The 22,622-nt window shown below is 45.2% G+C and carries 22 protein-coding genes and 1 riboswitch; of the genes, 18 read left to right on the top strand and 4 right to left on the bottom strand.

The genetic code is table 11. The features are described 5' to 3' along the window. Positions 1 to 13: 13 nt before the first annotated feature. Both DWW70_RS04915 and thiS read right to left on the bottom strand, forming a co-directional pair. Entirely contained in the window at positions 14 to 784 is a 771-nt protein-coding gene (locus DWW70_RS04915) for a thiazole synthase (protein WP_015533315.1), read from the bottom strand. Continuing rightward, positions 784 to 984 (bottom strand): sulfur carrier protein ThiS, encoded by a 201-nt coding sequence (gene thiS / locus DWW70_RS04910; protein WP_118649322.1) that lies wholly within the window; start codon positions 982 to 984, stop codon positions 784 to 786. The genes DWW70_RS04915 and thiS overlap by 1 nt, the downstream gene beginning before the upstream one ends. A gap of 82 nt (positions 985 to 1,066) precedes the next feature. Further along, a riboswitch (TPP riboswitch) is annotated at positions 1,067 to 1,172 on the bottom strand. Between the two features lie 254 nt (positions 1,173 to 1,426). On the opposite strand from thiS, the gene DWW70_RS04905 reads away from it, so the two are divergent. From DWW70_RS04905 to DWW70_RS04820, 18 genes are all read left to right on the top strand, one after another. Then, positions 1,427 to 2,752 (top strand): phenylacetate--CoA ligase family protein, encoded by a 1,326-nt coding sequence (locus DWW70_RS04905; RefSeq protein ID WP_118649321.1) that lies wholly within the window; start codon positions 1,427 to 1,429, stop codon positions 2,750 to 2,752. A gap of 270 nt (positions 2,753 to 3,022) precedes the next feature. Further along, positions 3,023 to 4,504 (top strand): sodium/proline symporter PutP, encoded by a 1,482-nt coding sequence (gene putP / locus DWW70_RS04900; protein ID WP_015533312.1) that lies wholly within the window; start codon positions 3,023 to 3,025, stop codon positions 4,502 to 4,504. Between the two features lie 549 nt (positions 4,505 to 5,053). Beyond that, complete coding sequence (locus DWW70_RS04895; RefSeq protein WP_015533311.1) at positions 5,054 to 5,320, top strand: OmpA family protein; 267 nt, start codon at positions 5,054 to 5,056, stop codon at positions 5,318 to 5,320. Positions 5,321 to 5,366: 46 nt separating this feature from the next. Then, the gene (locus tag DWW70_RS04890) at positions 5,367 to 6,356 is read left to right on the top strand and encodes an ion transporter (RefSeq protein WP_118649320.1); all 990 of its coding nucleotides are present in this window, start codon (positions 5,367 to 5,369) and stop codon (positions 6,354 to 6,356) included. A gap of 240 nt (positions 6,357 to 6,596) precedes the next feature. Then, positions 6,597 to 8,201, top strand: a complete 1,605-nt coding sequence (gene pckA / locus DWW70_RS04885; RefSeq protein WP_004849399.1) for a phosphoenolpyruvate carboxykinase (ATP) — start codon at positions 6,597 to 6,599, stop codon at positions 8,199 to 8,201. 195 nt (positions 8,202 to 8,396) lie between these two features. Beyond that, positions 8,397 to 9,926: a putative DNA modification/repair radical SAM protein gene (locus DWW70_RS04880; protein ID WP_022216617.1), complete on the top strand. Its 1,530-nt coding sequence runs from the start codon at positions 8,397 to 8,399 to the stop codon at positions 9,924 to 9,926. Between the two features lie 11 nt (positions 9,927 to 9,937). Continuing rightward, positions 9,938 to 10,708 carry a TIGR03915 family putative DNA repair protein gene (locus DWW70_RS04875; protein ID WP_022216616.1) on the top strand — a complete coding sequence of 257 codons (771 nt, stop codon included), beginning with the start codon at positions 9,938 to 9,940 and terminating at the stop codon, positions 10,706 to 10,708. Positions 10,709 to 10,831: 123 nt separating this feature from the next. After that, the gene (gene rpsF, locus DWW70_RS04870) at positions 10,832 to 11,122 is read left to right on the top strand and encodes a 30S ribosomal protein S6 (RefSeq protein WP_015533308.1); all 291 of its coding nucleotides are present in this window, start codon (positions 10,832 to 10,834) and stop codon (positions 11,120 to 11,122) included. A 16-nt stretch (positions 11,123 to 11,138) separates the two neighbouring features. Next, complete coding sequence (locus DWW70_RS04865) at positions 11,139 to 11,591, top strand: single-stranded DNA-binding protein (protein ID WP_022216615.1); 453 nt, start codon at positions 11,139 to 11,141, stop codon at positions 11,589 to 11,591. Positions 11,592 to 11,608: 17 nt separating this feature from the next. Then, entirely contained in the window at positions 11,609 to 11,872 is a 264-nt protein-coding gene (gene rpsR / locus DWW70_RS04860) for a 30S ribosomal protein S18 (RefSeq protein WP_015533306.1), read from the top strand. 129 nt (positions 11,873 to 12,001) lie between these two features. Beyond that, positions 12,002 to 12,919 (top strand): ABC transporter ATP-binding protein, encoded by a 918-nt coding sequence (locus DWW70_RS04855; RefSeq protein ID WP_022216614.1) that lies wholly within the window; start codon positions 12,002 to 12,004, stop codon positions 12,917 to 12,919. Next, positions 12,912 to 13,682: an ABC transporter permease gene (locus tag DWW70_RS04850; RefSeq protein ID WP_015533304.1), complete on the top strand. Its 771-nt coding sequence runs from the start codon at positions 12,912 to 12,914 to the stop codon at positions 13,680 to 13,682. The genes DWW70_RS04855 and DWW70_RS04850 overlap by 8 nt, the downstream gene beginning before the upstream one ends. 147 nt (positions 13,683 to 13,829) lie before the next feature. Then, positions 13,830 to 15,161: a type I glutamate--ammonia ligase gene (glnA, locus tag DWW70_RS04845; protein WP_118649319.1), complete on the top strand. Its 1,332-nt coding sequence runs from the start codon at positions 13,830 to 13,832 to the stop codon at positions 15,159 to 15,161. Between the two features lie 112 nt (positions 15,162 to 15,273). Further along, a complete protein-coding gene (locus DWW70_RS04840; protein ID WP_022216613.1) occupies positions 15,274 to 15,825 on the top strand; it encodes an ANTAR domain-containing response regulator in 552 nt (183 codons plus the stop codon). Between the two features lie 25 nt (positions 15,826 to 15,850). After that, positions 15,851 to 16,651 carry a diaminopimelate epimerase gene (gene dapF / locus DWW70_RS04835; RefSeq protein WP_055143828.1) on the top strand — a complete coding sequence of 267 codons (801 nt, stop codon included), beginning with the start codon at positions 15,851 to 15,853 and terminating at the stop codon, positions 16,649 to 16,651. Between the two features lie 10 nt (positions 16,652 to 16,661). Next, entirely contained in the window at positions 16,662 to 17,879 is a 1,218-nt protein-coding gene (locus DWW70_RS04830; protein ID WP_022216612.1) for an LL-diaminopimelate aminotransferase, read from the top strand. A 216-nt stretch (positions 17,880 to 18,095) separates the two neighbouring features. Beyond that, entirely contained in the window at positions 18,096 to 19,595 is a 1,500-nt protein-coding gene (locus DWW70_RS04825) for an alpha-amylase (protein WP_055279808.1), read from the top strand. 67 nt (positions 19,596 to 19,662) lie between these two features. Then, positions 19,663 to 19,992 (top strand): YerC/YecD family TrpR-related protein, encoded by a 330-nt coding sequence (locus DWW70_RS04820; protein WP_015533300.1) that lies wholly within the window; start codon positions 19,663 to 19,665, stop codon positions 19,990 to 19,992. A 112-nt stretch (positions 19,993 to 20,104) separates the two neighbouring features. On the opposite strand, the gene DWW70_RS04815 is transcribed toward DWW70_RS04820, so the two are convergent. Then, a complete protein-coding gene (locus DWW70_RS04815) occupies positions 20,105 to 20,806 on the bottom strand; it encodes a DUF1836 domain-containing protein (RefSeq protein WP_022216611.1) in 702 nt (233 codons plus the stop codon). Positions 20,807 to 21,291: 485 nt separating this feature from the next. After that, the gene (locus tag DWW70_RS04810; protein ID WP_330410571.1) at positions 21,292 to 22,578 is read right to left on the bottom strand and encodes an HlyC/CorC family transporter; all 1,287 of its coding nucleotides are present in this window, start codon (positions 22,576 to 22,578) and stop codon (positions 21,292 to 21,294) included. Positions 22,579 to 22,622: the final 44 nt, after the last annotated feature.

The raw sequence follows: 22,622 nt of genomic DNA, 5'->3' as shown, positions 1-22,622 counted from the left end.
TGAGTGCACCCCCTTAGTCATGCAGGAATCCGGTCAGTGGATCTGACGCGGATGCCCCTCTGGTGAGAACTCTTCCAAGACCTGCCAGATAAGCCTTTCGGCCTGAATTTATCGCGTCCTTGAATGCCGATGCCATGAGTGGCAGATTTCCGGCTGTGGCGAGGGCAGTGTTTGCCATGATGGCGGCAGCGCCCATCTCCATGGCTTCACATGCCTGGGATGGCCTTCCGATACCGGCGTCAACTATGATCGGAAGTTCGATCTCGTCGATGAGGATCTGGATGAAGTCTTTGGTAGCTAGTCCTTTGTTGGAACCTATAGGTGATGCCAGTGGCATGACCGCTGCGGCTCCCGCATTTACCAGATCACGGGCGGCATTCAGGTCCGGGTACATGTAAGGCAGTACCACAAATCCTTCATTTGCCAGTGCCTCGGTTGCCTTTATCGTTTCCTGGTTGTCGGGAAGGAGATATTTGCTGTCGCGCATGATCTCCACCTTGACGAAGTCTCCACAGCCCAGAGCCCTTGCAAGCCTTGCTATGCGCACGGCCTCCTCGGCGTTCCTCGCGCCGCTTGTATTTGGCAGGAGAGTAACTCCCTCCGGGATGAAATCGAGAATATTTTCCTCTTCCTTTGTATTTGCACGGCGGACGGCCAGAGTGATGATCTCTGCTCCTGCGTCCTTTATAGCTGATTCGATCAGCTTCATGGAATACTTTCCTGAACCCAGAATAAATCTTGAATTGAATTCATGTCCTCCGATTATCAGCTTGTCTTCTTTCATTATAATGCTCCTCCTCCCATGAAACAAACGACCTCCACACAGTCGCCGTCGTTAAATGTAATGTCTGCGTATGTCTCTCTCGGTATGATCTTCTCGTTGATCTCAACAACTATGCGCACCGGTTTGTAGCCGGATTCCTCAAGAAATGCCGCCAGATTCTGCCCGGCAACGTCGAGATCTTTTCCGTTCACTGTTACCATAGCCCTTTCCTCCAAAGTCTTTTATCTGCACAAAAAAAGAGTTACCGATCTGGTAACTCCAATAAAGTCTGCACTTTAACAAACGACTGCTATCAGGCTTCCCTACGTTGGCATTATCCAAATCAGGTTTCCGGTCGAAGGTCACACCTTCCTCTCAGCCTGTACTACAAGCTCCCGCGTCCTCTTTTTGTTGTCAGATAATAATATACGACCTGAAAACCCGGAATGCAAGAGTAATCTATCAGGCAAATATGCCATTTGACCGCAAATATTCGAAGCTCTCTCAAAAATATACGGAAAATGTACTGCGATTGATGGCTTTTCCTTGACACAGCCCACATATGTATGTACAATTTAGTTGTTTGGCGCGCTAAAGTGTCATACAAAATCAGCAGGTTGCACAAATGCTGATTTGATTTATCTTATGGAGGACAGTGAAGTTATGAGACAGAAGAAGATTCATTACATCTATAATAAAGAGATGGAGTGTATGGATCCTGAGGAGAGAAGAAAGCTTCAGGGGGAGAGACTTAGAAAGACAGTAGAACTTGAATATGCAAATGTTCCGGCATACAGAGCCAGAATGGATGAAGCTGGGGTAAAGCCGGAGGATATAGAGACAATAGATGATATAACAAAGCTTCCGTTTACACAGAAGACAGATCTCAGGGATAATTTCCCATTTGGATTGTTTGCTGCGGACAAGAAGGATATCATCAGAATACAGGGTTCATCAGGAACCACAGGAAAGCCTATCGTAACAGGATATACACGTAATGATATTGATGTATGGACAGAGATGGTTGCCAGGGCATTCAGGTGTGCCGGAGCCGGAGAGGATGATATCATCCAGATAGCTTACGGTTATGGATTGTTCACAGGCGGACTCGGTGCTCATCAGGGGGCTACCGAGGTTGGAGCCATGGTGGTACCGATGTCATCAGGTAATACACAGAGACAGATCACGATGATGAAAGAGCTTGGTGCTACAATGCTCTGTTGTACACCATCATATGCTACATATCTTGCAGAGACGATTAGAGAGATGGGTATTGATCCGTCCGAACTTAAGCTTAAGTCCGGATGCTTTGGCGCTGAGCCATGGACTGAGGAGATGAGACAGCATCTTGAGGAGCTCCTCGACTTTGATGCATTTGATATATATGGATTAACTGAGATAGGTGGACCTGGAGTTGCATTTGAGTGCTTTGAGAAGAATGGAATGCACATCAACGAGGATCATGTCCTCGCGGAGATTATTGATCCTGTCACAGAAGAACCGCTTCCGGACGGAGTTCCGGGAGAGCTTGTATTTACAACTCTTACTAAGACTGGTACTCCTATGATCAGATACAGGACACATGATATATGTACACTTACACACGGCACATGTGCATGTGGAAGAACAACTGTCAAGATGAGTCGTATCACAGGCCGTACAGACGACATGCTTGTAATTCGTGGTGTAAATGTATTCCCTAGTCAGATAGAGTCAGTTCTCCTCGGTGTGGAGGAGGCTTCAACTCATTATATGCTCGTGGTTGATCGTGTGAATTCACAGGACAAGCTGACAGTTCAGGTAGAGCTCAAGGAAGATGTGGATATGGGCGATGCTGCAAAGCTTGCGGCTATTGCATCCCGCATCAAGACAGATATCAAGCAGACACTGCTTATCAGCGCAAAGGTTGAGCTGGTTCCACCTAAGACCATTCCACGTTCAGAGGGCAAGGCAAAGAGAATCACAGATAACAGACATATCGGATTCTAATCTATAAGATCAGGTAGTCAAATATAAACAGCCGGCTCGATGGTGGGCTTTCCGGGATCATGACCGGACAAGCCACCATGGGCCGCTTTTTTATTCTGGAGAGCGCTGGCCTCAGTTTATAATAGCCAAATGCTGAAAAATCTTGCATTTTGGCAAGTTTCCGTGTAGAATTTGCTTTGTTATGTGCACTGACAGTGAGATACTGCACTGCAGTGGTAAAGTTGGTGCGGAGCAGATAAATTATAATTATTATGGAAGGTGGATTAACTAATGAATGTTTACGAGATGATTGCGTTTATAGCGTATTTTGTCCTGGTAATCGGTGTAGGAATTTATTTCTTCTTCAAATCCAAGGGGAATGCCGGAGAGAAGGATTATTTTCTTGGAGGAAGAGATATGAATGGTCTGGTGGCTGCACTCAGCGCCGGAGCATCTGATATGAGTGCGTGGGTTCTCATGGGACTGCCCGGAGCATTCTATGCGACAGGACTCAGCAACATGTGGATATCAGTTGGTCTGTTCATCGGAACAGCATGTGCCTGGATATTCATAGCACCGAGACTCAGAAGATTTTCGATAGCGTACAACGATTCGATCACTATACCTCAGTATCTGACAAATCGTTTTCAGTCAGACAATAAACTGCTTCTCATAATATGTGCAGTTATATTTGTGGTTGCATATTGTATATACGCTGCGTCAAGTATATCGGCCTGCGGTACTCTGTTCAACACTGTTATGGGCATCGACAGGAATACAGCCATGATCGGCGCTGCAGTCATCATCATCGTGTACACATTCCTTGGTGGTTTTAATGCAGTGTGCTGGACGGATTTCTTCCAGGGACTTCTGATGCTTGCAGCTCTCATGATCGCACCTATCATTGCGGTCATCACCATGCAGGGCGCTGGCTTTATAGCACCTGATGTAGTCATTCCAGACAATTATTACAATGCCCTTATAAGTGGTTCATTTGACAAGACCAGTGTGATCAATATCATATCAGGACTTGCATGGGGACTTGGATATATGGGTATGCCACATATTCTTATAAGATACATTTCGATCAAGTCAGAGAAGGAGATGAAGAAGTCCAGAATAGTCGGTACTTGCTGGACGGGAATCATCCTCGTTATGGCATCCGTAGTTGGTATGGTCGGCCTTAAGTATCTTGGCGGTGGACTTACAGATAACTCACAGGTATTCATCAGACTTGTAAGAGGCGTGTTCCCTGCACTTGTAGCTGGTATACTTCTCTCAGCTATCCTTGCAGCGTCCATGAGTACAGCTGATTCACAGCTCCTTGCTTCATCATCAGCATTTTCGTCTGATGTGTACAAGCCTATATTCAGAAAGAGTGCATCCGACAAGGAGATGCTCTGGGCAGGAAGAATTGTGGTCATCATCATCTCAGTTGTGGCACTTGCCATAGCGATGAATCCAGACTGCGAGGGTATCATGGCACTCGTGTCAAATGCATGGGGCGCATTTGGATCGGCATTTGGACCGGTCATCGTTCTGTCACTGTACTGGAAGCGACTGAATTACAATGGAGCACTTGCTTCTATCATAGTCGGATTTGCTGTTGACATGCTCTGGTACAAGTTCCTTGCAACACCAACAGGACTTTATGAGATCGTTCCTGGATTTGCAGCAGCGTTCATTACAGCTATCGTCGTATCACTTCTCACAAAGAAGCCTGACGACAAGGTTGTTGAGATATTCGAGAAGGCTAAGCTTCCTACGGAGTAATTTGCAGTGTAGAGTTATAATGCTGGGATCTTTTGGTGGCGGATGAGTTCGTCTGCACACAAAATTATCTCTAAATCAAAATAAAAGGCTGAAAAGATACAAAATCTGAAGAAATTGTATCTTTTCAGCCTTTTTGCTAAATAAGAGATAATTTTGTGCGCAAAAAAAGAACCACCTGAATTGCTAGGCGGTTCTTTTTTAAACAACAACTTAAACAACTAAGAGTAAATTACTTTCTCTTGAACAACTGAGTTCAGTATATACACAAAATATGAACAGAATATGTACAGAAAAAAAACGTTTTGCAAAATAAAATCTTCAAAATTTAAAGATTTTATGACACATTTTTCAAAGTGCACAAAAAGAAAATGGCCATTTGTGCGGTATGCACAGAGCCTTGTAAAAACATGTAAATCCCGCATAAATATGTAAATAACAGGTAAAGGAGTAAGTATTTCAACTGGTAAAACAGCCTCTTTTTAATTATGATAGGAGATAGGGCGATTATAAGTGTGTGTATGTTTGCCATAACGGGTGGTATATTCGTGTATGCTTACCATCAACCAGTTCCTGCCGAAGTACTGCAGTGTGCTTCTGCGCGATGATTACAGGGAATACGTTTCGGAGATAATCATAGAGGGACACACGGATACGAATGGTTCCTACATATACAATCTTGAACTTTCACAGCAGCGAACGTTCTCAGTGGCAAAGTACTGTCTGACGGAGAGCAACGGCATCATAAGCAGTGGACATGGCAGCGTCGAGACGCGTGGAGATCAAGTTCAGGCTTCAGGACGAAGAGATGATAGATGAGATGATGGACATTCTCAAGGACAAATAGATATATAAGAGGAGAGCAATGGCGGTAAACAAGACAAAACTCAAAAAGCAAATATTTGACATAATACAGATAGGGGACAAAAGCAATCTGGCGAGCAGGGCATTTGACATATTCATAGTGGGTGTCATATTGTCGAACATATCGGTGATGTTCCTGCAGACCTACGATCAGCTTGAACCATATTATGGGCTGCTGAGTGTTATCGAGTGGGTGACTACAGGCATATTCTGTGTTGAGTACATTCTCCGCATATGGACGGCGGATTTCCTGTATCCCACATGCACCAGAGGAAAGGCTATAGGAAAGTTCCTCATATCATATGACGGAGTTGTGGATCTGCTCACGATCATACCAGTGTTCTTTCTGTCTGGCTTCGTGGCGTTCAGGATGCTCAGGGTGATCCGTATATTCCATCTTTTCAGGATCAATTCAAAGTACGACAGCTTCAATGTAATTAAGATAGTCCTGCTGAGAAAGAGCAGACAGATCATATCGTCCATGTTCATCATATTTATACTGATGATGGCGAGCAGCCTGTGTATGTACAGCACTGAGCATGCCGCACAGCCGGGAGTGTTCAGCAACGCCTTCAGCGGCATATGGTGGGCGGTATCGACAGTCCTTACCGTGGGGTATGGAGACATTTACCCGATCACGCTGCTGGGCAAATGCATGGCGATAGTCATAGCATTTATGGGAGTTCTGCTGGTAGCGATACCTACAGGTATCATAAGCGCCGGATTTGTAGAGCAGTATCAGAACAATGCCAACGAGGAGTCCAAAGTTGTTGATGTGGACGAGATTGGAGAACTGCTCGTAGATGATGTGAGCAAGTTTTGCGGCAGGACCATACTCCAGGCTACGGAGGAGTATGGTGTGAATATATATATGGTACTCAGGGATAATATGTCTATACTGCCGACAGGTGATCTGAAGATACAGACAGGTGATATTCTGATAGTGAAGTCAAAATTCCTTGAGAAGAGACGTGGAAGCTCATTGTCTTAGGTTATGCAAGTAATAAATATAAAATTCAGATTATAATTGAGAAGTTTCTGTAAACTACAAAAAAAACTCAATAATCATATTGATTTATTTTGACTAATTGGGTATACTTTCAACTGAATATGAGAGTAAATGTTCATATTTATTTTCAGATTATTGAGTGCGGTATAACCGCGGTGTCAGCAGGACACGGCGGAATGCCCCTATCAATGAAATACATTTAAAGAAAAGGAGTTAAGAAAAATGGCAACAGTTGATTTAACTAAGTATGGCATTACAGGCACAACAGAGATCGTACACAATCCTTCATATGAATTGTTATTCGAGGAAGAGACAAAGGCTGACCTTCAGGGATACGAGAAGGGACAGGTTAGTGAGCTCGGCGCAGTTAACGTTATGACTGGTATTTATACAGGCCGTTCACCTAAAGATAAGTATATCGTAGTAGATGAGAACTCAAAGGACACTGTATGGTGGACATCAGATGAGTACAAGAACGATAACCATCCAATGACAGAGGAGACATGGGCATCAGTTAAGGATCTTGCAAAGAAGGAGCTCTCAAACAAGAGACTTTTCGTAGTTGATGCATTCTGCGGAGCAAATGCTGATACTCGTATGGCTATCCGTTTCATCGTTGAGGTTGCTTGGCAGGCTCATTTCGTAACAAACATGTTCATCAAGCCAACTGAGGAAGAGCTTAAGAACTTCGAGCCAGATTTCGTAGTGTACAATGCTTCAAAGGCTAAGGTTGAGAACTACAAGGAGTTAGGACTTAACTCAGAGACATGTGTAGCATTCAACATCACAAGCCATGAGCAGGTTATAGTTAACACATGGTACGGCGGAGAGATGAAGAAGGGTATGTTCTCAATGATGAACTACTACCTTCCACTTAAGGGAATGGCTTCAATGCACTGCTCAGCTAACACAGATATGAACGGTGAGAACACAGCTATCTTCTTCGGCCTTTCAGGAACAGGTAAGACAACACTTTCAACAGATCCAAAGCGTCTCCTCATCGGTGATGATGAGCACGGCTGGGATGACAACGGCGTATTCAACTTCGAGGGTGGATGCTATGCTAAGGTTATCGACCTTGACAAGGATTCAGAGCCAGACATCTACAACGCTATCAAGAGAAACGCTCTTCTTGAGAACGTTACACTTGATGCAAACGGCAAGATCGATTTCACTGATAAGAGCGTAACAGAGAATACTCGTGTATCTTACCCAATAGATCATATCAAGAACATTGTAAGACCTATATCATCAGCACCAGCTGCAAAGAACGTAATCTTCCTTTCAGCAGATGCGTTTGGAGTACTTCCTCCAGTGTCAATCCTTACACCAGAGCAGACACAGTACTACTTCCTGTCAGGATTCACAGCAAAGCTTGCTGGTACAGAGAGAGGTATCACAGAGCCAACACCTACATTCTCAGCTTGCTTCGGTCAGGCATTCCTCGAGCTGCATCCTACAAAGTATGCAGAGGAGCTTGTTAAGAAGATGGAGAAGAGCGGCGCTAAGGCATACCTTGTCAACACAGGATGGAATGGAACAGGCAAGAGAATCTCAATCAAGGATACAAGAGGAATCATCGATGCAATCCTCAGCGGTGCTATCAATGAGGCTCCTACAAAGAAGATCCCTATGTTCGACTTCGAGGTTCCAACAGAGCTTCCTGGCGTAGATCCAGCAATCCTTGACCCACGTGACACATACGCTGATGCTTCAGAGTGGGAGACAAAGGCTAAGGATCTTGCAGCAAGATTCCAGAAGAACTTTGCTAAGTACGAGGGTAATGCAGCAGGTAAGGCATTAGTTGCAGCAGGCCCACAGCTCTAAGATATAGCTTAGGATCATATAGAAGAAAGGAACTGTCATAGTCCAGAGCCTTTCGCATAGAGAAGACCGGATACATTCGTTCAGAGTGTGTCTGGTCTTTTTTTGTCTGCGCCATCCATAAGTAATATTATGCTTTAACCGGCAACCAGAAATTACCTCTTGCAATACCGAACAAATGTTCGTATAATATTATGCATGAACGAGATAATTACAGGACTTACAACGAAGGAAAAACTGAATATACTGGCGGATGCGGCGAAGTATGATGTGGCGTGTACATCTAGTGGAGTGGACAGGAAGGGACAGAAGGGAGCCCTGGGCAACAGTGTATCATGTGGTATATGTCACAGCTTTGCAGCGGATGGAAGATGTATATCGCTGCTTAAGGTCCTTATGACGAACCACTGTGTATATGACTGCAAGTACTGTCTGAACCGCAGAAGCAATGATGTGCCAAGAGCGACATTTGAACCGGAGGAGCTGTGCGATCTGGTCATAGAGTTCTACAAGAGGAATTATATAGAAGGGTTGTTCCTGAGCTCTGGAGTGCTCAGGGATCCGACATACACCATGCAGAGGATGTGTGAGACTCTGTATCTTCTCAGGACGAAGTACAGGTTCAATGGATATATCCATGTGAAGACCATTCCGGGGGCATCGGATGAGCTTATAAGCATGGTGGGATATTTAGCGGACAGGATAAGTGTTAATATGGAGCTGCCGACTGAGGAGGGGTTGAAGAAGCTTGCCCCGAACAAGAGTTTTGGCACCATACTTGATCCCATGGGCAAGCTGACCAGCACTATAGAATCCCACAGACTGGCGGTGGGCAAGACTGCGCGTATGGAGAGGAGCGGTATCAACAGATACCTTACTGGAAGCATATTCAACGAGAAGAATCTGCAGAAGGATCTGACTGCATACAAAGCAGAGCTGGCAGGGCAGGAAAGACATGGTGCTCTGCAGATGTCAGCAGCAGAGGCACTCACAGATGGAATGACCTCTGATAAAAGAGACATCGGTGCTGCCTCTTCGCCCCTCCCTGTCATGTTTGGAGATACAGACAGGAGACAGGCATTTGCCCCGGCGGGACAGAGCACACAGATGATAGTTGGAGCCAGCGGAGAGTCAGATTACACGCTCATACACACAGCCCAGAGACTGTATCAGCGATACGATCTGAAGCGTGTGTTCTACTCCGCGTATATACCGATCAACGAGGACTCGGCACTCCCTGCGTTGGATACGGCGGTTCCATTGCTCCGTGAGCACAGATTGTATCAGGCGGACTGGCTGCTCAGATATTATGGATTCCACGCTGAGGAGATATTGTCTGAGAACGAGCCGAACCTCGATCAGAGAATGGATCCGAAGTGCAACTGGGCAGTGAGGCATCTTGACCAGTTCCCGGTGGAGGTGCAGACGGCACCGTATGATCTGCTTCTCAGGATTCCCGGCATAGGGCCGAAGTCGGCGGGCAGGATAGTGAGAGCCCGCAGATACGGAAGTCTGGATTTCGATAATCTGAAGAAGATGGGGGTGGTGCTTAAGAGAGCACATTATTTTATAACGTGTGGCGGACGTATGATGTACAGGATCCCTATAGAGAGGGATTACATTGTCAGGGAGATGACGGATCTGAGCCGGGGAGAGAACTGGCAGGCATCACACGGCAATGAACAGTATAGACAGATGACTTTATTTGATATAGGAATGAAGACGTGAAGGTGGAAGTTATGGACAATATGAAGGTTTTCACATGCAGAGACAGATATGACGATATGGCTACATGCATATATGAGGCGTGGAGTATGGCACTGCAGGTCGGACACGACCATGTGATGCTTATGAAGGAGCCTGTGGAACAACTGGATATGTTCGCTGACTATATACATGTCGAGCCGGATGCGGACAAGGTGCAGAAGTTTACCCGGTCTGTGAAGAAGGTATCCTGGCTGGTGTACCGCAACGTATTCAATGCACTATTGTCGCATCAGGAGGATGCACTGGACACTGTGTACAGATATCTGATACTGGCATTTGCCGAGGGCCGAAAGGTGGAACATATGCTCATAAGTCCGGAGGTGATGCGTATCATGGAGCTTGGGCGGAGTGTGAGCAACGAGGCACATCTATTCAGGGAGATAGCCAGATTCACTGCTGTCCAAGGGCGGGTGTATGTATGTCATATAGAACCAAAGGACGATGTTGCGCTTCTTGTCGCCAGTCATTTTGCGGACAGGATGCCGTCAGAATACTGGCTGATAGTGGATGATGGCAGACGTTACGCCGTGGTGCATCCGGTGGATTCGGATATGTATGTGAGGCGGCTTACAGATCAGGAGATGGAGACGCTGGGCAGTGCAGAATATATGGAGGATGATTACACAGATATGTGGAGAACATTCTTCAGCGCGGTGGGCGTGGAGCAGAGAGAGAACTACAGATGCCAGAGAAGCATGTTCCCTTTGTGGTCGAGAAAGCATGCCACAGAATTTTTGGGATGATCATAGAAAAAATGCTTGAATTGGCTGGAAAAATATGATAGTATCTGAACTTGTGATGTATTAATCATATTTTCCTTGCTCACAGATGACTGTGGGCCAGAGACCATAAGGAGGTGCAATGTAATGAACAAATATGAATTAACTTTAGTTGTTAGTGCAAAGATTGATGAGGAAGCCAGAACAGCTGTAGTTGATAAGGTTAAGTCTTATATTGAGAAGGCTAACGCAACAATTACAGAAGTTAACGAGTGTGGACTCAAGAAGCTTGCTTACGAGATTCAGAAGATGGGCGAAGCATACTACTACTTCATTCAGTTTGATGCAGAGGCTGGAGTTCCAGCTCAGCTTGAGGCTAACATTCGTATTATGGAATCAGTTCTTAGATATCTTTGCGTTAGATTAGACGCCGAGTAATAGGAGGTATTCTATAATGAACAAGGTAATATTGATGGGTCGTCTCACAAGAGACCCGGAAGTTAGATATTCACAGTCAAACACAGGTGATGGCCAGATGGCTATTGCAAGATACACATTGGCTGTAGACAGAAGATTCAATAGAAATGGCGACCAGAGTGCAGACTTCATCGGCTGCGTTGCATTTGGCAGGAGCGCTGAGTTTGCAGAGAAGTACCTGAAGCAGGGAACGAAGATTGCTATAACAGGTAGAATCCAGACTGGAAGCTATACGAATAAGGATGGTAACAAGGTGTACACAACTGATGTTGTTGTTGAGGAGCAGGAGTTTGCTGAGAGCAAGGCTGCAAGCGGACAGGCATCAGGCGGTGGATATCAGCCAGCAGGAAGACCGGCACCTGGCAATGCAGGAGCTGAGGGCTTCATGAGTATACCGGAAGGTATTGAGGACGATTTACCATTCAAGTAAAATAGGAGGTAAATACAATGGCTTACAATAAGACTGATAGAGCTGACGCTCCAATGAAGAGAAGAAATATCCGTAGAAGAAAGAAAGTCTGCGAGTATTGTGCTAATAAAGAGGCTGTGATCGATTACAAGGATTCAAACGCACTCAGAAAGTATATCTCAGAGAGAGGTAAGATCCTTCCAAGAAGAATCACAGGAACATGTGCTAAGCATCAGAGAGCAATCACAATTGCTGTTAAGAGAGCTAGACAGATCGCAATATTACCATACGTTCAGGATTAATTCTTATCATTGATAAGTATATAAAGGACCCGTTGTTCAGCTATGTGCTGGATGACGGGTTTTTGTGTAAATTCATAGAATATTATTTCCTGTAGGCGTATTTTATGAGGACAGAAAGGTGGGGGATAAATGGCAGAGAATGTTGTGAGAGTAAGCGGACTCACGAAGACATTTGGAAAGAATACTGTTTTGTCCAATGTCAATATATCTCTTGAAAGGGGGAAGATATATGGCTTTATAGGACAGAACGGGGCAGGAAAGACTACCCTGATCAATCATATCAATGGTCTGTTGTTTCCTGACGAGGGAGAGATAGAATTATTTGGCGCCAGTGACAGCAAGGGGCTGGTGAATGCCAGAAAGAGGATAGGAACGGTGTGCGAACATGCCGGACTGCACGACAATTATAATGCTGTAGACAACATAAAGCTTAATATGAAGCTGAGGGGGATAAAGAACGACAAGCTCATCGAGCAGACCATAGCAAATGTTGGATTGCAGGGCGTTGGCAAGAAGAAGTTTAGGAATTATTCGATGGGAATGAAGCAGAGGCTGGCGATTGGCTGTGCCATGCTGTCAGGTCCGGATCTCCTGCTATTGGATGAGCCGATAAACGGACTTGATCCGGTTGGAATAGTTGAGATAAGAAATCTTCTCAAGCAGATAAATCAGAGATTTGGTGTGACGATACTTATATCCAGCCATATACTCACAGAGCTTCACGAGCTGGCAACGGACTACATAATGATAGACAGAGGACAGATCATAGACTGCCTCTCTGCAGCGCAGCTTGACGCGAAGTGCCACAGGAGACTGAGATTGCGCACCAATGATGTGAAGAAGGTTCTTGATATACTTGCTATGAGATACAATATAGTGAATGTGTATGTGAATGGCGATGAGATAATCGTGGACCAGCCGGTAAACTCAGACGAGCTGGCATGGGTTCTCTACAATGAGAGGGTGTTTGTCAGTGAGTACCATCTCGAGGAGGAGAGCCTTGAGAACTACTTTATTCACAGGATAGGGGGTGCTCATTATGCGTGAACTGTTGTCGGCTGAATTTTATAAGCTGTATAAGAGCCTGGGCTTCAGGGTGTGCCTGATAGTTTTCTTTGTCCAGGATATAATATATCTGATCTCGGTGGGATTGGTTGGAGATATTCTCGGAATAGAACTCACGGGGGATTTTCAGTTCCAGTATCTGCTGGGCTCGTTTTCTGGAAGCTCGGTGTCCGGCATGCTGTTTGGATTTATTGCGGCGTCGCTCATCACCAGCGATTACAAGTCCAGGGATATCCAGTGTGCGATAGCCCAGGGACACAGCAGGGCACATATAATGTTTTCGAAGATCATAGTATATATAGTGGCGATATGGATACTCTCTCTTGAGGACATACTTGTATATACCATAGGAGGATGCATTTGTGGAGGCTTTGGAAAGGCATTTACCCTGAATGTGGCGGGATATATGCTGAGATCGATAGCGTGCGAGGGCTTTGTGCTTACGATGTTATATATGACATGCGTATTCCTTGCATTTGCGCTGACGTCCAAGGCAGCATCCGTATCCGTGAATCTGCTGCTGTTTTTCCTGGTGGATCTCGGCGTGCAGATCATGCCTGTGCTGTTCCAGTCGGATGTTCTGGAGAAAATACTGGGCTATATGCCGTTCAGCTCTGTGAGGGAGATGAGTCAGGTCGATATAGACTGGAGTCACGCGGGAATATCCCTGGCAGTGGCCGCTGCGTATGGCGCGGTGATGATAGTGGCAACGTGGTTGACATTCAGGAAGAGAGATCTTCGATAGAGAATTATGACAGAATATACATTTGCTCAACCGTTCATCTGTGTTGACAAAAGTTCTGTCAAAGTTTATTATAACTCTAGCTATGAGAAAAACTCATAGGGATTTACATGCAGAGGATCAAACAATGTGTAGAAAAGGAGTATAACGATGGGAAAATACACAAAGGAAGACATACTGAAAAAGGTCAAAGAAGATGATGTTGAGTTTATAAGACTTCAGTTCACAGATATTTTTGGTGACCTTAAGAACGTAGCGATAACCTCAAGCCAGATAGAGAAGGCACTTGACAACAAGATCATGTTCGACGGTTCTTCTATAGAGGGCTTTGCGAGAATTGAGGAGTCAGATATGTATCTGTATCCTGATTATGATACATATGAGACATTCCCTTGGAGACCACAGCAGGGAAAGGTTGCAAGACTTATATGTGATGTATATAAGCCTGATGGAACACCATTTGAGGGCGATCCAAGATATGTACTTAAGAGAGCTCTGGCTGAGGCAAAAGAGATGGGTTACACTATGAATGTAGGTCCTGAGTGTGAGTTCTTCCTCTTCCAGACAGATGAGAACGGAATGCCTACAACTAACACATACGAGAGAGCAAGCTATTTTGATCTCGGACCACTGGATTTCGGTGAGAATGCGAGAAGAGATATGGTTCTTACTCTTGAGCAGATGGGATTTGAGATCGAGGCATCACACCATGAGGTAGCTCCTGCACAGCATGAGATAGATTTCAAGTACGGTGAGGCTTTGAGAACCGCCGACAACATCGAGACATTCAAACTGGTTGTAAAGACTATTGCCAAGAGACATGGTCTCTGCGCAACATTCATGCCAAAGCCAAAGTATGGCGTATGCGGTTCAGGTATGCATATGAACATGTCGCTCCAGAAGGATGGCAAGAACATATTTGCAGATGAGAACGATAAGCTCGGACTTAGCCAGGAGGCTTACTGGTTCATCGCCGGAATCATGGAGCATATGAAGGAGATGACAGCCATCACCAACCCACTTGTAAATTCATACAAGAGACTTGTTCCAGGCTATGAGGCTCCTATTTACATCGCATGGTCAGCAAAGAACAGAAGTCCACTTATCAGAATTCCAAGTGCACGTGGTGCAGGAACAAGAGTTGAGCTCAGATGTCCGGATCCAACAGCTAACCCATACCTTGCCATGGCAGTATGCCTTAAAGCAGGACTTGACGGAATCAAGCGTCAGCTTCCAGTTCCACCAAGTGTAGATACAAATATATTCAACCTCACTGCAGAGGAGAAGAAGGCACGTCATATCCACAGCCTTCCTGCAAACCTCAGAGAGGCAACTCTTGCCATGAGCGAGAGCGACTTCATGAAGGAGGCAGTTGGTTCACACATCTTCGAGAGATATACAAGTGCCAAGATGGATGAGTGGAATGAGTACACAAGACAGGTTACAGACTGGGAGATTTCAAACTATCTGTACAAAGTCTGATCTTATACACGAACAATATAAAATGATGAGTAGTATAGGTAAGCGGAGCGAAAGGTCTGCTTACCTATATATTTGATAATAGCTATACATACACGATTGAGAGGGCTTTGATTTGGTAAATGTTATAATAGTTTTTCCGAAAATAGAGGAAGCAAAGAGTATAAAAAACCTGCTCATTCGCAATGGTATAAGTGTTACAAAGGTGTGTACAACCGGAGCCCAGGCGGCGCAGGCTGCGGATGCGTGTGACGATGGAGTCATAATATGTGGATATAAATTCCTGGATATGATGTATTCAGATCTTGAGAATTATATTCCGAAATATTTTGACATGATCGTGCTCAGCAGCAAGAAGAATTATGAGGAAGTCCGGGACAGCGGCGTGGTATGTCTGTCTATGCCGATAAAGTCCATGGACTTTGTGAATACCGTAAGTCTCACAATAGAGAATCTTCTGTGGGAGAGAAAAAAGAGAAAGTCCAGGCCGAAGGAGAGAACCAAGGAAGAGAAGAAGGTCATCAAGGCGGCAAAACTCAAGCTTATGCACGACTTTGAGTATGATGAACAGGGCGCTCACAGATATCTGCAAAAGAAGAGCATGGATAACGGTATAAATATAGTCGAGATGGCATATATGATACTGGATAATTCAGATTGTTTTTAAAACAGATCAAGAGGGAGGCTTTCTATTGCGATTCACGAAGATGGAAGGACTTGGAAATGACTACGTGTACGTGAACTGCTTCAGAGAAAAGGTATATGATCCGGAGATCTTAGCCAGGCTTGTCAGTGACAGGCACAGGGGCATTGGGGGCGACGGACTGATACTTATAGGACCTTCGGCCAGGGCTGATTTTAATATGGATATATACAATGCGGATGGCAGCAGGGCAGAGATGTGTGGAAATGGCATAAGATGCCTTGGCAAGTATGTATACGACCATGGAATGACGGAGAAGACGGAATTTACTGTGGAGACACAGGCGGGTATAAAACGGCTCAGATGTATTCTGCAGGATGGAAGAGTGGTTGCGGTATGTGTGGATATGGGCAGACCGGATATAGGTGCGGCTGTCGAGATGGCTGTTCTGCCTGATGAAACCGTGGATTTTGTCCGGGTATCCATGGGCAATCCCCATGCGGTTGTGTGGGTGGATGATATATATGTCTGCCAGATGGAGACTCTGGGGCCTGAGATGGAAGTGCATCCCATGTTCCCGAACAGGACAAATGTAGAATTTGTCCAGATCGTTGACGAAGATCATATGAGGATGCGAGTGTGGGAGCGCGGCTCCGGCGAGACATTTGCGTGCGGTACAGGCGCGTGTGCGGCTGTGGCGGCGGGGATAGCTGCCGGCAGGACGAGAGATTCGGTAAAGGTCTCATTGCTCGGAGGAACTTTAGATATTGATTACGACAGGCAGAATGAAACTATGTACATGACAGGACCGGCAAGGGAAGTATTTGAAGGCTGGACTGATATATATTAGGAGGAAAGATATGTTTAAGGCAAATGAAAATTATTTAAAGCTTCCGGGAAGTTATCTCTTCTCAACAGTTGGAAGAAAGCAGAGAGAGTACAGCGCGGCACACCCTGACAAGAAGGTTATAAGACTCAGTATCGGTGATGTGACTCAGCCACTTGCACCGGCTATCATAGAGCGCCTTCACAAGGCTGTAGATGAGATGGCAGTTGCGGAGACATTCAAGGGATATGCTCCTGATCTCGGCTATGAGTTCCTCAGAAACACCATAGCAAAGAACGACTATGCTGACAGAGGCGTGGACATATCTGCTGATGAGATATTTGTCAGCGACGGGGCAAAGAGTGACTCAGCAAATATTCAGGAGATATTTACAGCAGACAGCAAGATTGCAGTATGTGATCCTGTATACCCTGTATATGTTGATTCAAATGTAATGGCAGGAAGAACAGGAACATACGACAAGAACACAGAGTTGTGGAGCGATGTAATTTACATGCCATGTCTTGCGGACAATAACTTTGCGCCAGAGCTTCCAAAGGAGACACCTGACATCATATATCTGTGTTTCCCAAACAACCCTACAGGAGCAACGATCAAGAAGGATCAGCTTCAGGAGTGGGTAGATTACGCAAATAAGGTCGGAGCAGTCATCATCTACGATGCTGCATACGAGGCATATATCAGCGAGGAGGATGTTCCTCATACAATATATGAGTGCGAGGGCGCAAAGACATGTGCTATCGAGCTCAAGAGCTTTTCTAAGAACGCAGGATTCACAGGAACACGTCTTGGCTATGCTGTAGTTCCAAAGGATCTGAAGGACGCAGATGGCGTGTCAATGCACAGCCTGTGGGCAAGAAGACATGGAACAAAGTTCAATGGCGCTCCATACATTGTTCAGGCAGCAGGAGACGCAGTGTACTCAGACGAGGGCAAGGCTCAGACAAAGGCTCAGATCGCATACTACATGAACAACGCAAAGGTTATCTCACAGGGACTCAAGGATGCAGGCTACACTGTATCAGGCGGTGTAAATGCGCCATACATCTGGCTTAAGACACCGAACAACATGTCATCATGGGATTTCTTCGATTATCTGCTTGAGAATGCAAATGTAGTCGGAACCCCAGGTTCAGGCTTCGGACCAAGCGGTGAGGGATATTTCAGACTTACTGCATTCGGAACTTATGAGAATACAGTTGAAGCTATAGAGAGAATCAAGAATATGTAATACAGCTATAAGCTGTGGTGTATACATGCATGGATCAGCGTGTGTGATCCGAGATATATACGTTACAGTACATAGTGTCTTTGGCATGCCTGCAGGCACTCCGGTAAGGGGAGTCTGCGGGCATGTTTTTTGTTATTTGTCGGTCTTTACTCATATATTCAGATTTGATATAATGACTTATAAGGGTGATTAAAAGCCAATAACGGAGGTATTGAGATGAAGGATAACGGACTTTTGGTACAGTATTTTACAGCGAATACGACCGACAGCCAGGATTTATGGAAAAAGGCAGCAGAGGACGCTGCGGTTCTGAAGAAGATGGGGGCTACGGCTGTATGGTTTCCGCCTGCTACAAAGGGAGCACAGGGCAAAGAAGATATGGGGTATGCTCCGTACGATCTGTATGATCTGGGAGAGTTTGACCAGAAGGGTTCAGTTGGAACCAGATATGGAACTAAGGATGAGTATATAGCTGCTATAAAGGCTATGAAGGATCAGGGGATAAATGTCTATGCGGACATTGCGGTCAGACAGAAGCTTGGCGCTGACAGGATAGAGAAGGTTACAGCAGCCGACTTCAACACCAAAGATATTCCACAGATGATCGGCAATAAGAAGACTGTGGGAGCACTTTCAAAGTTTACATTCCCTGGAAGAAAGTCAAAGTATTCCAAGTTCAAGTGGAACTGGAAGCATTTTGCGGGAATAGACTGGAAGCAGGAAGAATTCAAGAAGCGTGTGTGCGCTCTTGAGGGCAAGGATTATGACGAGGCGGACAAGGAATATTCCAAGTATGATTATATAATTGGAAGCGAGATTGATTTCTACAATCAGGAAGTGTACGACGAGCTCATGGCGTGGGCTCAGTGGTACGAGAAGACCACTGATGTGGACGGATTCAGATTCCAGGAGGCAGAGGCTATCCCTGCATGGTTTGTGAAGGATTTTATTGAAGCGACATCTGATGTCCCTGCAGCCGCTAAGAAGAAGGGCGCAGATGAGGCTCCGGAATATGTACATAAGGACATATTTGCTGTCGGTGATTTCTGGCACTGGAATACAGAATATCTGAATGGCTATATCAAGGCCACAGACAATGAGGCATCCATGTTCGATGTGCCATTGCACTTCAATTTCCACGATGCATCTGTGGCAGATGGAGAGTATAACATGGCAGATCTGCTTAAGGGTTCACTTATGATGAGCAATCCGGAGAAGGCTGTTACATTTGTAGATAACCACGAATCCCAGGTTGGAGGAGTTCTGGAATCATACGTTGAGGATTGGTTCAAGCCTCTGGCGTATGCGGTCATACTGCTCAGAGAGCAGGGCTATCCGTGCCTGTATATCGGCGACTACGCGGGAATACCACAGGTTAAGGTAAAGTCGAAGAAGACGATGCTGAATAAGCTGCTCAAGCTCAGAAAGAAATATGCATACGGAACTCAGCACGACTACTTTGATCACAGCGAGGTTGTTGGATGGACCAGAGAGGGCGACGAGGAGCACAAGGATTCAGGACTTGCGGTTGTCATGTCCGATGGAATGGGCGGCACCAAGAGAATGTATGTGGGCAGACAGTTTGCGGGAGCACATTTTGCAGATGTCATGGGTAATGCCAAGTATGACATCAAGATAGATGACGAGGGCTGTGGCGAGTTCTATGTCAACAGAAGAGGCCTTTCAGTCTGGATCAAAAAAGATTGCAAATTATAAGAAAGTGGTATATAGTATATATTACTTTATCACGCTAAAGTCGTGAAAGCCAAAAAGGAGCTTAGACATGGGAAAAACAGTACATACAGAGGCAGTACAGGATCTGTTTGAGGCAATACTTACATTGGAGACAGAAGAGGAGTGCTTTAATTTCTTTGAGGATGTATGCACGGTGAATGAACTGTTATCTATAGCACAGCGTTTTGCAGTGGCCAAGATGCTGAAGGAAGACAACACATATCTGGAGGTTGCGGAGAAGACCGGAGCATCCACAGCCACGATAAGCAGGGTCAACAGATCCCTGAATTATGGCAAGGACGGATATGAGCTTGTATTTTCAAGAATGAAGAGCTTCCAGCAGAATGACAAGCAGAGCAACGAGAAAACCGACAAGTAGTCAGACAAAACCCCTGAACGATTACATTTTATCGTTCAGGGGTTTTATTTGTGTTACAGGCTGGAGTCCTGTGAAATCTGGTCGCAATACTTGTTGGTTGTGCGTAAGCTGACTATTTTTTCCTGCCCTCGGCAGCGGCGTTTGCTTGTGGCTGCTTAGCCTTTGCGGCTTTGGCTGCTGCCTGCTCTCTGGCTTTCTGTGCCTGGGCTTTAGCCTTCGCCTTGGCATCTTCCTCAGATTCCTGTCTGAGCTTGTCTACCAGATGCTCCACATATTTCTTCTTGGCATATATATCAACTGAGAGAAGTGAGATCATGCTGAGATCGTGGAGATAGGAGTCCTTCTCAGGATCGTACATGGCATCAGCCTTGTTGGCTGTTCTCACGATATCCTTGATGATGTCACCGTAATGCTGGGATAGATGCTCATACAAGTGGGCGTATATATCAGAAATATCCTTTCCGTCCTTGTTGGAATCAAAATAACCATCTATAAGAGGCTCAAGCAGAGTCTGTATATCGTTGATGCTGAGCATGTTCTTCAGGTAGTATATATAAATGAGCAGTATAAGGTGCTGCTTAGAATATCTCTTCTTGTTAGGCGATGGCAGAAGATTGTTCTTCGTGTAGTTGTTGATCATGGTCTTGGTCATCACCTTGTCCTCGTCATTGCGCCTGTTCTTTCCAAGCTGATCCTCCATGAAGGTGGTCAACTGATCCATGTACAGGTCAATGGAAGGAATATCCTTAGGGTTTATATAATCAAGGCCACCGGCCATTGATATTATGTCTTTAATATTTGTCTTTTTATCCATATAGACACCTCTTATATTAGTTGGAGCACGCACAGGAACTGCTGTGCGAAAATGCTGTTCATAAATACCGTTCACAAATTGACATATTCCAACAGTTGTACGTGCTGTGTATGCAGTATGCATTGTTTACGCAGCATGTGCTGTTTTGTGCAGTATGTGTTGTTTATGCAGTGTGTAATACCGCATATAAACAGTTGATTTTGAATCAACACGACATATTATATAGTATTCAAAACTACATTACAAGGTTGTTTTACTATAAAACGTATTAATTTGTTAAAAAATCAAGGGGAAAGAGAATGCTCAGGACGCTAGCTGGCTGCAAGCTTGACGATTGTATCTTTTTGAGCCGAAAAAAGAGAAAAGCACACAAGCTTTTGCAAGCCTGTGTGCTTTTCGTAAATTCCTTCGAGAAATATCACAAAATTGTATCTTTTTCAACGAAAATGTCTGTTTTGCGCATAACCCCGCCACCCGGCGCTGGCTTACTCGCCGTCGGCGTCGCCTGGCTCCTGCGGAGCCAGCGTGATAAGCACTCTGGCGACTCGCTTTTTGTCCATCTCAAGTACCTTGTAGATGCATGAGATGTCGGTGACGGACTCGCCCTTGGCTGGAATGTGATCCAGCAGCTCGGTTATGTAACCGCCGAGGGAGTCGTAGTCCTCTGATTCTATCTTTAGATTCAGTGCATCATTCAGATCATCCAGCTTGATGGAGCCATCGACGTTGTAGTGGGTGTCGTCGACCTTGATGATGTTGTTGTGTTCCTCCGTGTCGTACTCATCCTTGATGTCTCCGATGATTTCCTCAATGAGATCCTCGATGGTAATAAGTCCTATGCAGATTCCGTACTCATCGAGCACGATGGCCATGGTATTGGAATCCGACTTCATGGAGTGCAGAAGATCATTGGTCTTCTGATATTCATATACATACAGTGGCTTTCTCATGATGTTACGAACGCTGAAATTATTGATATCATGGGTTGCCTTGTAGAAGAAGAGATCCTTAACATGAAGGATACCGATCACGTTATCTCTGGAGTCCTCATATACAGGAATTCTCGTATACGGTACTTCCATGTAGAGCTTCAGCAGATCATCATAAGCCATATCAACAGAGGCGATGGTCATATCTGCTCTTGGGATCATGACATCCCTTGCAATGGAATCTCCGAAGTCCACCACATTGGTTATCATTTCCTTCTCTTTGTCCTCGATGACGCCTTCCTCCTCACTGACGTTCACCATGCTTATGAGTTCATCCTCGGTCATCTTCTGGTTACCGCCGTCCTTGTCGAGCCTTATGATCCAGAATATAAAATCAGCGATCTTATTCACTATGAATATCACAGGTGTGAGCACTATCATAAGGAACTGGATTATGTCAATGTATAACAGCGATATCTTCAGGTTATAACGCTGAGCCAGGGTCTTTGGTGTGATTTCTCCGAAGAGGAGAACGATCAGTGTCAGGGCTCCGGTTGCAATACCGACAGCAGAGCTTCCAAATGCCTTTGTTACGAATGTGGTCGTGAGAGAAGATGCTGATATGTTGACAATGTTATTTCCTATAAGAATAGTGCTTATCAGCTTGCTTGAATTCTCTGTGACCTTGAGAACCCGTGAGGCCCGCTTGTTGCCGTTGTCTGCAAGAGACCTGAGCGAGAATTTACTCACCGTTGTGAGTGCTGTTTCAGCTGAAGAAAAGAATGCGGACAGTGCGATCAGCACCACCAGAATGATAATGTTTATTATGGAACCTGCGTCCAAGATTTCATCTCCAATCATTTAAAAAATTTTTAATTCTGATTGTA

It is taken from the genome of Coprococcus sp. AF16-5 (assembly GCF_003479365.1).
Lineage (GTDB): Bacteria > Bacillota > Clostridia > Lachnospirales > Lachnospiraceae > Coprococcus > Coprococcus aceti.
This window is presented reverse-complemented; position numbering and strand designations above follow the sequence as displayed.